This window comes from Falsiruegeria litorea R37 (assembly GCF_900172225.1).
In the GTDB taxonomy this organism is placed as follows: domain Bacteria; phylum Pseudomonadota; class Alphaproteobacteria; order Rhodobacterales; family Rhodobacteraceae; genus Falsiruegeria; species Falsiruegeria litorea.
The window spans coordinates 2,585,470-2,599,135 of record NZ_FWFO01000001.1 but is presented as its reverse complement, the minus strand read 5'-3'; the positions used below and the strand labels follow the sequence as shown (position 1 = coordinate 2,599,135).

The 13,666-nt window shown below is 56.3% G+C and carries 13 protein-coding genes; 9 read left to right on the top strand and 4 right to left on the bottom strand.

The genetic code is table 11. The features are described 5' to 3' along the window. Positions 1–6: 6 nt before the first annotated feature. From TRL7639_RS12620 to TRL7639_RS12575, 9 genes are all read left to right on the top strand, one after another. Entirely contained in the window at positions 7–453 is a 447-nt protein-coding gene (locus TRL7639_RS12620; protein WP_085795994.1) for a hypothetical protein, read from the top strand. Between the two features lie 3 nt (positions 454–456). Next, complete coding sequence (locus TRL7639_RS12615; protein ID WP_085795993.1) at positions 457–1,098, top strand: MotA/TolQ/ExbB proton channel family protein; 642 nt, start codon at positions 457–459, stop codon at positions 1,096–1,098. Then, positions 1,088–1,462, top strand: a complete 375-nt coding sequence (locus TRL7639_RS12610; RefSeq protein WP_085795992.1) for an ExbD/TolR family protein — start codon at positions 1,088–1,090, stop codon at positions 1,460–1,462. Before TRL7639_RS12615 ends, TRL7639_RS12610 begins: the two co-directional genes overlap by 11 nt. Before the next feature lies 1 nt (position 1,463). Beyond that, positions 1,464–1,856, top strand: coding sequence for an ExbD/TolR family protein (locus tag TRL7639_RS12605; protein WP_085795991.1), 393 nt, complete (start codon positions 1,464–1,466; stop codon positions 1,854–1,856). After that, the gene (locus tag TRL7639_RS12600) at positions 1,853–2,863 is read left to right on the top strand and encodes an energy transducer TonB family protein (RefSeq protein ID WP_085795990.1); all 1,011 of its coding nucleotides are present in this window, start codon (positions 1,853–1,855) and stop codon (positions 2,861–2,863) included. The genes TRL7639_RS12605 and TRL7639_RS12600 overlap by 4 nt, the downstream gene beginning before the upstream one ends. Before the next feature lie 197 nt (positions 2,864–3,060). After that, positions 3,061–4,977 carry an acyl-CoA synthetase gene (locus TRL7639_RS12595; protein WP_085795989.1) on the top strand — a complete coding sequence of 639 codons (1,917 nt, stop codon included), beginning with the start codon at positions 3,061–3,063 and terminating at the stop codon, positions 4,975–4,977. Positions 4,978–5,117: 140 nt separating this feature from the next. Beyond that, on the top strand, positions 5,118–5,819 hold the full coding sequence (locus TRL7639_RS12590; RefSeq protein WP_085795988.1) for a crotonase/enoyl-CoA hydratase family protein: 702 nt from the start codon (positions 5,118–5,120) through the stop codon (positions 5,817–5,819). 5 nt (positions 5,820–5,824) lie between these two features. Next, positions 5,825–7,186: a DsbA family protein gene (locus TRL7639_RS12585; protein ID WP_085795987.1), complete on the top strand. Its 1,362-nt coding sequence runs from the start codon at positions 5,825–5,827 to the stop codon at positions 7,184–7,186. Between the two features lie 610 nt (positions 7,187–7,796). Continuing rightward, complete coding sequence (locus TRL7639_RS12575) at positions 7,797–9,236, top strand: hypothetical protein (RefSeq protein WP_133057653.1); 1,440 nt, start codon at positions 7,797–7,799, stop codon at positions 9,234–9,236. 62 nt (positions 9,237–9,298) lie between these two features. Here the strand turns inward: TRL7639_RS12575 and TRL7639_RS12570 are convergent, their stop codons facing one another. From TRL7639_RS12570 to TRL7639_RS12555, 4 genes are all read right to left on the bottom strand, one after another. After that, on the bottom strand, positions 9,299–9,715 hold the full coding sequence (locus TRL7639_RS12570) for a hypothetical protein (RefSeq protein ID WP_085795984.1): 417 nt from the start codon (positions 9,713–9,715) through the stop codon (positions 9,299–9,301). Between the two features lie 103 nt (positions 9,716–9,818). Further along, positions 9,819–10,196 carry a hypothetical protein gene (locus tag TRL7639_RS12565; protein WP_085795983.1) on the bottom strand — a complete coding sequence of 126 codons (378 nt, stop codon included), beginning with the start codon at positions 10,194–10,196 and terminating at the stop codon, positions 9,819–9,821. A 178-nt stretch (positions 10,197–10,374) separates the two neighbouring features. Next, complete coding sequence (locus tag TRL7639_RS12560) at positions 10,375–11,757, bottom strand: site-specific integrase (protein ID WP_085795982.1); 1,383 nt, start codon at positions 11,755–11,757, stop codon at positions 10,375–10,377. After that, a complete protein-coding gene (locus TRL7639_RS12555) occupies positions 11,754–13,517 on the bottom strand; it encodes a site-specific integrase (RefSeq protein WP_085795981.1) in 1,764 nt (587 codons plus the stop codon). Before TRL7639_RS12555 ends, TRL7639_RS12560 begins: the two co-directional genes overlap by 4 nt. Positions 13,518–13,666: the final 149 nt, after the last annotated feature.

The following is a 13,666-nucleotide window of genomic DNA, read 5'->3' as shown; positions in this document are numbered from 1 at the left end:
GCAAAGATGGCACATAAAGCTTTGAAAGATGTATTGTTTGCCCTGCTGGCGCTGCCCCTGACCCTGGGGGCAGGCAGCACCCTGGCACAAGAGGCCAAACCTGCGCCCGGCGTCGCCATCGAGCTGAGTGCAACCCGGGACGAGGGGGCGGGATGCCGGGTCAGTTTCCTGATCCAGAACCGCCATCCCTCGGACATCATCAGCGCCGTCTATGAAACGGTTCTGTTCGGCGCGCAGGGGCAAGTGGTGCGCATGGCGCTTCTGGACTTTCAGGAGCTGCCAACCGACCGTCCGCGCGTGCGCCAGTTTCACATCTCGGACATGAGCTGCGCCCAGATCTCGCGCGTGTTGATAAACGGGGCCGAACGGTGCGAGGCGCCGGGGCTGGATGATAAGGCCTGTGTTCAGCATCTGGATCTGAGCACGCGCACCAAGACCGAACTGATTGGGTGAGCCATGGACCGTATCGAACAGGCCCTGATGGGCGTTCTTGATCTTGGCGGCCCTGTGGTGGCTGTCCTTATTCTGACTTCGGTCGTGACGGCGGCATTGGTGCTCTACAAGCTGTGGCAGTATCGCGCCGCTGGCGTTGGTCGCCATATCGAGCTGTCGCATGCATTAGAGGCCTGGGACCGCGGGGACGAGACAGTGGCCCTGCATCATCTGGCCAGAAGCCGCAGCTATCTGGCTCCGGTGATCGAGATGGCCGTCGATGGTGGGCCGGGCGAGCTGTCCGAGCGCACCGATGCCGAGGCCGAAGACCGGTTCAGCCAACTGGAGCGTGGCCTGAGTGCGCTGGACATGGTGGCGCAGCTGGCGCCGCTGTTGGGGCTGTTCGGCACCGTTCTGGGCATGATCGAGGCGTTTCAAAAGCTGCAAACGGCGGGCAGCTCGGTTGACCCCTCGTTGTTGGCGGGCGGCATCTGGGTGGCGCTCTTGACCACAGCTGCGGGGTTGGCGGTGGCGATGCCGACTTCGTTGATCCTGACCTGGTTCGAGGCCCGCATGCATCGCGAGCGTGTCTTTGCCAACCGCGCCCTGCGCACCGTCTTTGCGCCGGGGCAAGAGGTTGTGCAACTGGTGGCCCATGGCGCTTGAGACCGCAAAACGCCGCCGCAAGCGGCTTTCGATGACGTCGTTGATCGACGTCATCTTTCTGCTGCTGCTGTTTTTCATGCTCACCTCGACCTTTTCGCGTTACAGCGAGGTCGAATTGACCGGCGGCGCACCGAGCGCACCCAGCCAAGCCGAGCGGGTGACACGCTTTGTCAAACTGGACGGCGACAGGTTGCTGGTCGATGGCCAGGACACTGCGTTTGAAGCGATCGCAGAACGGCTTGCGACCAACACAGAGCAGATGTTGGTTCTGGCATTTTCGGATCGGACCTCCTCGCAGCAATTGATCGACGTTCTGGCCGTCCTGCGGCCCTTGCCCAAGACACAGACCATGGTGCTGAACTGACATGAACCTGGCCAAGAGACCCAAATCAGGCCGCGAGCCGACGATTGCTCTGATCAACATCGTCTTTCTGATGCTGGTCTTTTTCATGATTGCGGGGACGTTGGCGCCGCCTTTGGATGCTTCTTTGGATTTGGTGGCAACCAGCGAACTTGAGGGGCGAGAGCCGCCCGATACGTTGGTCATCCATGCGGACGGAAGGTTGTTGTTGCGCGGTGCAACACTGACCTCGGTGGCGGCCTATGTCGAACGCGTCAGCGTGGCGACCCCACTTGAAGAGGTCCGGATCGTGCCCGACCGCGCTTTGCCCGCGCGCGATTTGGTTCGGGTTGGCGCGGAACTGCGCGCCTTGGGGGCGAGCCGGGTCTTTGTCGTCACCGAAGGACGCTTGCAATGATTCCGCATTCCCGAGTTGCAGCCGTTGTTGCAGGGTTTCTGGCCGTTGGTGCCCATGCAGGCGGGTTGACGGGCTTTGCCTCGCAGGACGTGGTGCGGATCGAAGGGGGCGGAGATGCTGAAGAGGCTGCCTTGGGCGCATCCTTTGCTGATATGACCACCGGTACAATAGAGCCTTCGATAGCGCGTGAGGCAGAACTGACTCCAGTTGCAGAGATCGAGCATACGCCACCTGAGCCGATGGAACCGTTGGTGCAGGCCAAATCCGCAAAACCAGTTGAAATGGCCAAACCAGTCGAGGTCGCCGAACCAATTGAAGCGGTGAAACCCGTGGAGACGTCACCCTCGGTCGCGCAGAAACCGCTTGATCAACCTGCCGTGGTGCCATTTTCGGCACAGACGCTGAGCAAGGACGAACCGGTGAGGCCGGTCGAAATTGCCACGGCGAACCCGTCCGCGGCAGAGATCCAATCAAAACCAACCGAGCATATTGAAACTCTCAAACCCGATCAGAATGTTTCCTCGGTTGATGGGCGACGTGCCGCGATCCGGCCCATGGGTCGGCCGGAACGCCGCAAACCGGTGCAGAAGAAGGCCAAGACGAAACAGAGCCAACCCAAACCATCAGTTGCGGCCAAGGCGGGTAATGGCAACCAGAATGCCAAGAAGGGGACGGAGGCAGGCACCAAACCCAAAGGGTCAGCAAATGCGCGCAGGTCTGCATCAGCCTCAAGTGCTGCGGGCCATGCGGCGGCCAGCAACTATCCGGGGTTGGTCAGGCGCAAGATCCATCGGGCGCGCCGCAAGTCTGTCAATGTTCGCGGGTCAGCGCGGGTGAGTTTTCGTATCTCGGACAGCGGCGCGTTGGCTGGTGTCTCGATCAGCCGCAGTTCCGGGTCAAACCGGTTGGATCAGGTCGCCTTGGCGCAGGTGCGTGCCGCTGCCCCGTTCCCGAAACCGCCAGCGGGCGCGCGGCGACAATTCTCGGTCGAGATCAAGGGGAAGTAAGAGCCGGGTCTGAACGCTCGCGTTGACCCAACGCCTGGCACCTGCGTCTACTAGGGCCAGAACCCAAGGGCAGGACCCAAAATCTTTGGCGCGAACATGCAATGAAATATCGGGGACCATGAAACCGGGGCGAAACATTTGAAAAAGCACTGACCACAGATCATCATGGTGTTGTGTCCGGACAGGGGAGGGAAGGCATGCAGTCGTTCGAAATCGTAAGGACAATCGAAGAGTACAGGCAAAACATCAACGACATCGAAAGCGAGGCAACGCCGGAGGAGCGGTTTACGGGAAAAACGCCCTATTCGGTGCTAACCGAAACGGCTCGGGTTCACGGGGGACGCCCTGGATCCAGCTTTCAGATGTTTTCCGATCCGACCAGCAAAGCCTATACCCTGACCTGGTCAGATGTTCACGCTCAGGTCACCCAGGTTGCGAATTTGTTCCGCTCGCTTGGGGCGAACGAGACCAATTCAGTCGCTTATCTGTTGCCCGGGTTGAACGAAGCCGTCGTAACAGTTTTGGGCGCCATGACAGCAAGCAAAGCGCTGCCGATCAATCCGCTTCTGGAGCCAGAAATCATCGCCGGCATCTTGAGAGAAGGGAATGCCAAAGTATTGGTCACCCTAAAAGCGTTTCCCAAAGTGGAACTGGCCGAAGTGGCTGCCAAAGCGGTTGCCATGGCGCCAAACGTCGACACAATTGTCGAAATCGACCTCTTGCCCAATCTGACGGGTTTGAAACGCCTGATCGTGCCGCTGATCCGCCCCAAGATGAAGACCGAGCGGCAGGTACAGGTGCTGGATTTTCACAAAGAACTAGCCCGGCAGCCCAAGGATCGTTTGACCTTTGAAGAAAGCACCGAAGACCGCGTGTGTGGCCTGTTTCACACTGGCGGAACGACCGGGGTTCCCAAACTGGTGCGCCATCGCAACTCCGGAGCTCTCTACAACGCATGGACCAATGCCACCTTTGTTTTCAGCGAAGATGCCACGGCGTTGTGCCCTTTGCCTTTGTTTCATGTCATGGGCGTTTATGCGATTTTGATGCCGGTGATGATGGCAGGTGGACATATGGTTCAAGTGACCCCGGCGGGGTATCGCGGTGACGGTGTGTTCGACAACATCTGGAAAGTCATCGAGCGGTGGAATGTCAACTTTCTGGTCACCGTTCCTACCGCTGCGGCGATGAAGCTGAACGTTCCGATTGATGCTGACATTTCGTCGCTCAAGGTGGCTTGCTCGGGGTCGGCTCCGTTCCCGACGCATCTGTTCAACAGGTTTCAAGAGGCGGTCGGGGTTCCGATCCTTGAGGGGTATGGGATGACCGAAGCGACCTGCATGATTTCAGGAAACCCCTTTGATGCGCCCCGCAAGATCGGTTCTGTTGGAATGCCAACACCTTACACCCGTGTCATGATCCTCAGCTGTCAAGAGGATGGCACCGTGATCCAGGAACACGCGGCGGGATCGGCGGGAGAGATCTGTATCAAGGGGCCGGGAGTTGCGACGGGCGACACCTATACGCAGGGCGACATGAATGTCGGCCAATATGCCAAGTTGGGGAACGAGCTGTTCCTGCGGACCGGAGATCTGGGGTATTTCGATGACGACGGGTTCTTGTGGATCACAGGGCGCGCCAAAGACCTGATCCTGCGGGGCGGTCACAACATCGACCCATTGCTGGTTGAAGAGGCGTTGGCCAGCAACGACAAGGTGTCTTTTGTGGGTGCGATCGGGCAACCCGACAAAACTGCCGGTGAGGTCCCGGCAGCCTATGTCGAGCTTGTGGCAGGGGCTAGCGCCACAGCCGACGAGTTGCTGGAGTATGCCGCTGAACACATCCAAGAACATGGCGCTGTTCCGAAATACATCGAAATCATGGAGGAGTTGCCCAAAACCGCCGTTGGCAAGGTGTTCAAACCCGCGTTGCGAAAGAGCGCGGTAAAGCGGATCTTTGAGGCCGAGTTTGCCGAAGCTGGTATCGACGCCAGTGTCGAGCGTGTCGAGGACATCAAGAAACGCGGGCTTGTGGCCTATGTTTCGGGCAATGCGACTGACGCGGAAATCATGGACACCCTCGGCGATTTTGTCCCCCAATGGGAGCGCAGCTGATCTGCCGGGCAATGCATTGGGGACGGGTGTTTCCTCGATCGGTGCAGGAGTTGTGGCTCGCTTTGTGATCCAAACAATCTCATGTCGTGACGCAAGGGGCAGTGTTGCGTTTCGCTGGCCGGTGCAGTGGACTGTCGCGCATGGAACAAAGCAATGGCTGGAGTGGACAAGTGATCTCATACGAATTGCAGGGCAAGGTCGCACGGATTGGAATGGATGACGGCAAACTGAATGTCGTCAACCCGCCCTTTATCGAGGCGTTCAATGCGGCGCTGGATCAGGCTGAGGCGGACAAGGCTGGCGCGGTCATCCTGTCGGGGCGGGCCGGCAGCTTTTCAGCCGGTTTTGATCTGAAAGAGTTCCAGAAGGGACCAGAGGCAACCTATGGACAAGTGATGGGGGGCTTTAAGCTGCTGCTTCGGTTGTTCGAATTCAACAGACCTGTGATCGCCGAATGCGATGGTCACGGCATTGGCATGGGCGCGTTTTTGTTGCTGGTATGTGATCTCCGCGTGGCATCGGACGGGGCGCATAAGATCAGCTTGCCAGAAAGCCGTATCGGCATGGAATTGGGTACCTTTTTGACAGCAATTGCTGGGCATCGGATTTCGCCAAAATACATGACCCGCGCGGCTGTGATGTCCGAAGAGATGGATCCCAAGACCGCCACCGAAGCCGGTTTCCTGGATCAAGTCGTTCCCGGCGACAGCCTGCGTCAAACCACCTCGCATCTGGCGGAAAAGCTTGCTGCGATGCCGGGTATTTATGGCCACAACAAGAAAACGGTTCGAGGTGCGGCTTTGGCGAATATGCGGGATTTTCTGGAGAATTTCAAAGGCTGAGGCCAATGCCTGAACCTAAGGTCAATCCAAACCCGCGGGCGATTGTCGATCCACCGGCAATTCTGCGCCATGTCATGCGTCGCATGTTCAACAAGGCGGTCAACCCCGACAAACTGGCGGCGCGCCGGGCCAAATCAGAAGCCCGGCGCCAAAAATCCGGCGCACGCCATGTGGTTGAATACTTTCACCAGTTGGATGACCCATATTCACACCTCGCGGCTCAAGCTCTTGTGCATTTGTCATCGAACTACGACGTCGAGCTTGTTCCGCACTTCATCCGGGCAACCGGTGGCAAGACCCAGCCCGAGCGCGAAAAACTGGCGCTTTGGGCCCGGCGGGATGCCGAAATGGTTGCGCCATACCTTGGCGTGTCATTCCCGTCTCAGGCGCGGACGGTTCCAGATCGGGACCACGCGCGTATCGCCGCGCGTCGGTTGACGGGCTTGAGTGGCACCGGTTTGGCGCAAGAGTTGCCCGTCGTCAGTACGGCGATCTGGCGAGGCGACGCACCTGAAGGCGCACAACTTTGCTCCGATGCCGAAGCAGAGGATTGCCTGAACACAGGGAACGCGCGCCTGCGCAAGTTGGGCCATTACTCGGGCGCGATGTTTTATTATGGTGGCGAGTGGTATTGGGGGCTGGACCGTCTGTTCCATCTAGAGCGCCGTCTACGTGCCCTTGGCGCCTGTCGGGATGTGTCAGTGCCCCTTTTTGCACCCCGCCCACAGATTGATGTTGGTGGTGTGAACGCTGCGGGTCTGGAGCTCGACTTCTACCCTTCGCTCAACTCGCCCTATACCTCAATCATCTATGACCGCACGCTGGCGATGGTTCGGGATTGCGGCATCCAATTGCACCATAAACCGGTGTTGCCTATGATCATGCGTGGTCTGCCGATAACTCGGGCCAAAGGCATGTACATCATGTTCGATGCCCGCCGCGAAGGCGAAGATCTTGGTCTGTCCTTTGGGCCCGTCATGACCCCGATCGGGGATCCTGTACGCAAGATCTACTCTCTTTTGCCTTGGGCGAAGGGGCAAGGGCGGGACACAGAGCTGCTATCCTCAGCCCTGCGCCTGGCGTTCATTGAGGGGGTCGGCTTGCATCGCACCTCGGGTTTGGCAAAGGCTGTCGAGGATGCGGGGCTGGACTGGGAACAGGCGCAAGCGCACCTGGGATCCGACAACTGGCAAAACGCGGTGTCCCGTGCACAGGGCGAGTTGGACAGTCAGTTAGGGTTCTGGGGTGTGCCATGTTTCCGTCTGAGGGGGGGCGACGGGTTTGAGGATTTCAGCGTCTGGGGCCAAGATCGCCTATGGCTGATTGCAGCCGAAATCCGAAAACGTGCAAAAGTTACTGAACAGTAGTCGCTGCGAGTACATCCAAGGTGTTGTTCTTGGTCGCGGTCATGGAATTCGTCCCATCTTGATTTCGATGACAGGGAATTCGGTTCGACCGCACGAAAAAAGATTCCGGGGTTTGATAGCCAAATACCGAGGGAAGAAGGGAAGATGGAGCCGGTGGTGCCCGGGCCAGGAACCAACTGCATTTGGGCCGCTGTTTGTAGGCTTTGGATGTGCTACACCGTGGCACGCTCGAATCGAGAACCTCCGAAAACCCCCCCGGAAATACAGTGAAATCAGGGGAAATCGTGCTACGCGAAGTTTGGACCTGAAGGGAGTTAACGCTTTGAAAAATAACGCACAAAAAGCAGCGCGTTTAAGCGTGGCACCCATGATGGATTTGCGCGACTGACGGTAAGGTGTTGTTTTATAAGCTGTTTTATGGGGTGATTTCGACGCGTAGCACATATGTAGCAATCGTCCCTACTTGGTGGTGAAGCCGTGCTTCACGTTTTTGATGATGCCGCATTATTGGTTCTTCGACAAGCGAGGGTGCCGAGCCAAAACCATATGTCGTTGATTGGCGTTTTGCCGATCCTGGTCGCGGGATGTCCCTTTTGTTTGGGGGCAACCTGTGGAAACATATCAAAGACCCAAATCAAGACGGTTTCAAAGAAAGAATACATTGGCAAATTCTCGATTGCCTTTCCCAGGCTCCGGAAACTCTTCTTCGGAGGAGGATATCCCCCCATTTCTTCTGCGCATCCACCAGCTTGGGCATTTCGACATTTTCACGAATGCCCCTGACCCAGGCCTTGATCAGATTGTTCGTCGATGGATAAAGGTCAGCAGCGCGTTGCTGACCAACCAGGCGGAAACCGTTTTTGACGACACGCTCAACTGTCTTGCCGAATTGGCTCTGATGGAACTTGAACTTCCAAGAACCTTTCCTGGTATAGAAGCAATGCGTCCGTTCCTCAGGCCACATCCTGTCGGAAAACTCCCAGGGCTCACTCCTTGGCCGGCGACGCGCCATCTCTATGTGGCTGAGGACTACGAAGATCTTCGAAAGATGATGGCAAGCCAACCCATCGGGGTTACCGCAGCAAAAAATCACAAATTCCTCGACTATCTTCGTCTGGGGGAAACCGATGGAAATGTCATCGAAAGTTTTGATCTGAAGACCCTACGAGCGCATCTCTACAGTGATGAGGCTGACAATCATGATGAGGGATTCATCGATTTAAGATTGTCTGATCTGGGAACGCGACTGATTTCCAGTGAGGGCGAGATCAGATTGCTCCAAATTCTCATTCCTGCAGATGAGACCACCGACACATTGATAACCCGGCTGGCAGGGATGATGGGAGTTCCTGGGAATAGGTCACACTACAAGGTCGCGCATTTCACGGCACTCACCAAGGATGCTGAGGGGAATGACCAGGTCAAGACGTCCTTCTTACTGGTCGACAGCGACAAACTTATCGACGCATCAATTGGGTGGAGCGCGAAACCAGGTGGGCATCCCCTTTTGACCGACGAGCAGGCCTCTGTTGGCGCATGGGCAAATGCCGAGCTCTTTAAGCCCCTGGGCATCAGGGCTCTTCTACAGATGGGGCTGCCAGCGTATTTTGAGTTTCAGCTCGATGCAGTGGAAGACAATGTCTTTGACGGAGCCGGCCGACGGCTGGTTGAAGAGGCGCAAGACACGGGAATTTCAGCAAGGAAGAAAACACCTCGTGCCTACAAGCCCAAGATGTTCAAGCTCGTGCGCGCCCTGCGTTATCCGCGCAGGAACCTTGTCCCAGAAGAAGTTGGATTTGAAGCAAGGGTTTTGTCTGGATCTCCACGAAAGGAACCGGAGACGCAGGTTTCAGTCAAAGGGTTTTGGCGGCGTATTGGAGAGGGTTCGATTGGACGAGGCCCTGATGGCAATCCCGAAGTAGGAAGAACCTGGGTTGCTCCCCATGTGCGATGGGGAGACAAACCGCCAGCTCCTGAGTTGCCATATGCGAAGGAACCCTTGATGCCACATGTGACTGATCCGCGTCGCAAATCCAATTCTTCCTCGTGAGGTAAGTGAGCCGAGATCGGCTCGAGCAAAGTCCGGAACTCGGTTCATATCTCTCAGAAGCTCTACACTGTCCTGGACAGAAAGAGGTCGGCCTCACGAATTGCTGAGAGCTTGTCGTCGAGCGCAATCTTGGCTTTTTTGAATTGCTTCCAGCGATATGCCAGGTTCACATACTCGACGACTTTCTGATCTTGTTCCCAGACCAGATCCACGTCCTGCGATATAGCGGCATCACCTTTACCCTCACGAATTTCATTCAGGGTTCTGCGGATCTGTTCACCCATGAGGTCGATTAGATCCTGGTCGATCTGCTGAAGCCCCTGGCGCCCACGGAGGGATCGAAGGCTATCCAGGATGGTTGATCTGATGGATCCTTTGGGGGTCAGGCTGCCTGCGAGCCATTCTTCGGCCAGCAACCGCCCCAGAACGATTGCGTCGAGTGTCAGCTTGTGTACGTCGCGTTCGATTTCGATGTCCAATGTGGTCTCCTTCCGTTTGAGCGGTCATCTGTCAGTGGTGAACCGGCATTGCGCTGGCTCTCAAGTCGTCAGCCCCAGAGTGACAGGGGGTGACGCTGTGCCGTCATGCGACGAGATCAGTTTCGATCAATTCGATCAGATCAGGGTCGGGGTGCTGACAGATTGCTTCTTTCAACCCTTCGGTGAGTAGGCAGAGCTCCTCTACGATGGGCGAGGCCGGGTCGATTTCGGCGAAGTGTGCCGCTTCGAGGGTCTCGATGTCATGCACATTGCTCAGGTTCAGAAGACCATGGAGTGCTGCAATCCTGTATCTCAGTCTTCGTGTCAGACTGCGTGCGTTCATGAGGTCGCCGAGAAGGACCTGCGTCCGGCGAAGGGCGGGCTGGCCACCTAAAAGGAGGGAGGCATTTTGCAGGGCTTCGTTATGAGACGACATGAAATCCCGGAGGTCTTTCAGTGCGTCCTGGTGAAAGTCGAACATTGTGTTCTCCTATGCAGCGCCAAAGCATGATGCCGTGGCTTCAAGGCGACTGAATTTCCTTTCGAATGCGCGGTTGTCGTGTGAGAGGCTGCTTTTCTCTCGGTTTATGGTGGGGCGGGTTGTTTCTTTGGGGTTCATGCCGAAATCCCGAAGAAACACCTGCCGCCGCCAGTTCATCCTATTTGAATTCAAACATCTCGAGTTCTCCTTGATCGGCTATCTCGCGGAGCTCGGTCTGTCCTTTCATGCGTTGGGCCATCGCCAGGGCTTCACCCTGGTATGCCTCAGCTGTCGCATGGTTACGTTGTCCGCAGGATGCCATCGCCAGGTCTGTTCCGGCTTGTCCCATTTCTATTCCCATGAATGTGTGTAAAACCGTACGAGCGATGTGCTCTCCGGTTCCCACTTCTCGCCGCCAGCAATCCGAAACATATCCATAGGCGACAGGGGTTCCGCCGTTGTTGATAAACAGGGAGCGTTTCTCTGCGAGGCAGGCCTGGCGCATGTGATCGAGCCAAGCTGGATTGGCACCACGCAGGATGAGGGCGTCGATCAGGACATTGAGCCGGGGATCAATGTCTGTCGTCCACGCATAGCCGCTCTTGGAGAGTTCGGTTTCAATTGTGTATTGGCTACCTGTCCAGAACAGGTTTTCGCCAAAGACAAATCGCGTGTCAGCAAGGCGGACCGGCATGACGGAAAACAATGCCAATGCTGCAGCACGGTTGCGTTGCGCATGGCGGCTTCTTGGGCAGCCGTGTTCTTCTGCACCCTGCAGGATTTCACGAGCTTGCTCGATCAGCGCCACTGGCGAGTACCCGGTTTTCTGCAGGTGTTCGAATTTTTTACTTTTCGCCTTGCGAGCCTCAGCCTCGTAAATTCGAACGAGATCGGCCAGCAGATCGAGCGTTTCTGCATCAGCAGCCATGTATCGAGCGAACTTTTGCACGGCTGCGAACGAAGACCTGAGGGTCGCCGGGGCAACTCCTCGCTTTCGAAGATCGCGCGCATAGGCACGTACCGCCTCGGGGGACGGATCATCCGGCAAACCAGCCGCGCGGGCAGAAAAGAGGAACTGACGCATCTTCATTTTGTGAGTATCCATCATGCCTTTTGCAGGTGGCAATTCGCCGTTTCGATCGAACCCTGCATCCATGTTTGCGAAAGCTTTGCGCCAGGCCGAGGGCAATTGACTGAACTCCACGGATTTGGACAGTCGGCGCGACTTGGGTTTCGACTTCTTCCTGCGTTTTGCTTCGCGCGATCGGATGGCTTCCTCCAGGGCCAAAACCGAAGGGTGGCTCGGGAAAATCGCCATGATCGCATGTTTGAGACGACGAAGCCGGCTCTCTGATCCATTCCTGGCATCAAACTTCAGGAATTCCTGCGCAGACAGGGCTTCCATCGACGAAATTCCGCGTGTTTCGAGATAAGCCAGAAGATCATCGACCAACCTCAATTCCTGAACCGTGGCCGCGGCCAAATTGGGATCTCCAATCAGGAGATCCCAGCGTTGAAGTCTAAGAATGTCGGTTTTCGAGCGGTAGTCTGGGGTTTTCATCGGCTGAGGCTCGACAGATCCAGAATGAATTTTTGAACTTCCGTGCGTTTGGCGCGTTCATTCACCCAAGCATAATTCTTGCGAACGGTTGCGGGGGTGTCGTCGAGCAATCTCTCGAGGAGGTCCCATCTGCCAGGGTTGTGTTGCAACAGAAGCGAGGCGAGGCCATGCCTGAATTTATGCGGTGTCATTGGCAATCCGGCGCTTCGTGTTTGGCGTTTGAACCAACCGAGGAAGGTCCTGTATTCCAGCGCTTCCCCACGTTTGAAGCCGGGAAACAGGTGAACACTTTCTTCAGGGTTGGGAAAGAGAGGGCGTATCTTTTCGAGATACCAGAGAATGACTTCGAGGCCGTTCAAATTGTTCGGCTGTATCGGGGCCCAGATATCGACATCGTTCTTGGTATGCTCAGGCCCGAGGTCGATCGTTGCATGTTTGGTTTTTCGTGAGGGTAGATGAAAGGTCCTGCCTGGGCCGCGAAATACCAGTTCCAAAGCACTTTCGATCCTGATGGGAGCTCCACGCGTTTCGAGGGCGCAGATGGCGGCAACCGTCCCGATCTGCCGGATCCGTGTAATCTCCTGCGATTTCGGGTTGAATTCAACGCCAGTAAGCCGGTCGAGCAGTTCATTGACCTGATTGCGCAAATGAACATGCATCGACAGGAATTTCATTGTCTGCCGTGGTGATGCCAATAGATGTTCACAGAATTTGCGTGAAGTGGGTGACATGTCGTTGCTGGCCTTCTTCCCATTTTTCAGGAAACGGTTGGCTCTGAGATGGCTTTTCATGAGGGAAGGATCGACGTCATTTCTGGCCATGACGACATAGTTGGATTTGAGGTAGTCATACGCTGTTCTTGCCGAGATATGGCCCTTTTGGTCTTCATGTTGGCTCCAATACCGAACGACATCGGTCGCATACTCAGGCGTCATGAGGTCCTGCAGACCCAATTTTGTATGTGGCTGTAGCCGACCACTGCGAAAAAGTGTGCTGACGAATTTCCGCATCGCTGCCAGCTTGAAATTTACGCTCGAGACCGAAGCGGTATTCACATGTTCCTGCTCAACAGGATCGAATTCGGTCAGCGTGGCGTCGCGCACCCAATCATCGATTTCATCAGCGATATGAGGAGGAATGAGATGAAGGTTTTCCTGGCGGCGAGGTTCAGCGGCAGGAAAGGGAGTAACGGGAAGATAGCGGCACACATTGTCGTCGTGGCGATATTTGTTCAGCGTCTTGAATGCCCGCTGAAGAGTTTTCCACTCGTTGGTTTCCAGGGTTGGCGAAACGGCGTCCAACCAGTCCTGACACACCTGGCTTGGTTTGATGTCGCTTGCCCGCGCTACGTCAGCCAGCTTCCTGACAGGGATGAGAATCTGTTTGGCATGGTGTTTCCGTTCGCCTTCTGTGACGGCGTGAGGTTCCAGGGCGGTCAGAAGTTCCGCCCACTCGTCGACCCGGGCACGACGCTCCCTGGCAGCTTCTGCTTCGCCGGTTGCGTTTTTTACGGCCGCAATGATTTTGCGCCTCGTCGCCTTGTAGGCCTTCTCGGATTTGCTGAGAGAAGGATCGAACCCATGGAGTGGCAGTTGCTGTTTTACCAGCGCCAGATCTGCGGGGACCTGGCTAAGGTCTGCGCCATCAGTCAGGTGCGGGTAACGGCCTACGGCGTTGGCGTAGTCTTTGTTTCCTGCCGCCGCCTCTCGGTCTTGGACGTCTTGCAGGTTCAGTGCGGTGATTGGTCTATGAAAGCTCATTTGGGCCTCTTTTTTTGTCCGCTAAATGACAAATTGGCCGTTATCGCCGAAACCAAAGCGAAAAATGACAAAAACCTGCAGATATTCCGGAACCGAATATTCGGCGGTGTTTGTCATTTTGTCCGCTATCGGTGTCATTGACCGATAAA

Excerpts from the sequence above, each read along its gene's own strand:
- TRL7639_RS12555 (WP_085795981.1), bottom strand. The coding sequence starts at position 13,517 with ATGAGCTTTCATAGACCAATCACCGCACTGAACCTGCAAGACGTCCAA.
- TRL7639_RS12585 (WP_085795987.1), top strand. The coding sequence starts at position 5,825 with ATGCCTGAACCTAAGGTCAATCCAAACCCGCGGGCGATTGTCGATCCA.
- TRL7639_RS12595 (WP_085795989.1), top strand. The coding sequence starts at position 3,061 with ATGCAGTCGTTCGAAATCGTAAGGACAATCGAAGAGTACAGGCAAAAC.
- TRL7639_RS12620 (WP_085795994.1), top strand. The coding sequence starts at position 7 with ATGGCACATAAAGCTTTGAAAGATGTATTGTTTGCCCTGCTGGCGCTG.
- TRL7639_RS12615 (WP_085795993.1), top strand. The coding sequence starts at position 457 with ATGGACCGTATCGAACAGGCCCTGATGGGCGTTCTTGATCTTGGCGGC.
- TRL7639_RS12605 (WP_085795991.1), top strand. The coding sequence starts at position 1,464 with ATGAACCTGGCCAAGAGACCCAAATCAGGCCGCGAGCCGACGATTGCT.
- TRL7639_RS12610 (WP_085795992.1), top strand. The coding sequence starts at position 1,088 with ATGGCGCTTGAGACCGCAAAACGCCGCCGCAAGCGGCTTTCGATGACG.
- TRL7639_RS12590 (WP_085795988.1), top strand. The coding sequence starts at position 5,118 with ATGGAACAAAGCAATGGCTGGAGTGGACAAGTGATCTCATACGAATTG.
- TRL7639_RS12600 (WP_085795990.1), top strand. The coding sequence starts at position 1,853 with ATGATTCCGCATTCCCGAGTTGCAGCCGTTGTTGCAGGGTTTCTGGCC.
- TRL7639_RS12560 (WP_085795982.1), bottom strand. The coding sequence starts at position 11,757 with ATGAAAACCCCAGACTACCGCTCGAAAACCGACATTCTTAGACTTCAA.
- TRL7639_RS12565 (WP_085795983.1), bottom strand. The coding sequence starts at position 10,196 with ATGTTCGACTTTCACCAGGACGCACTGAAAGACCTCCGGGATTTCATG.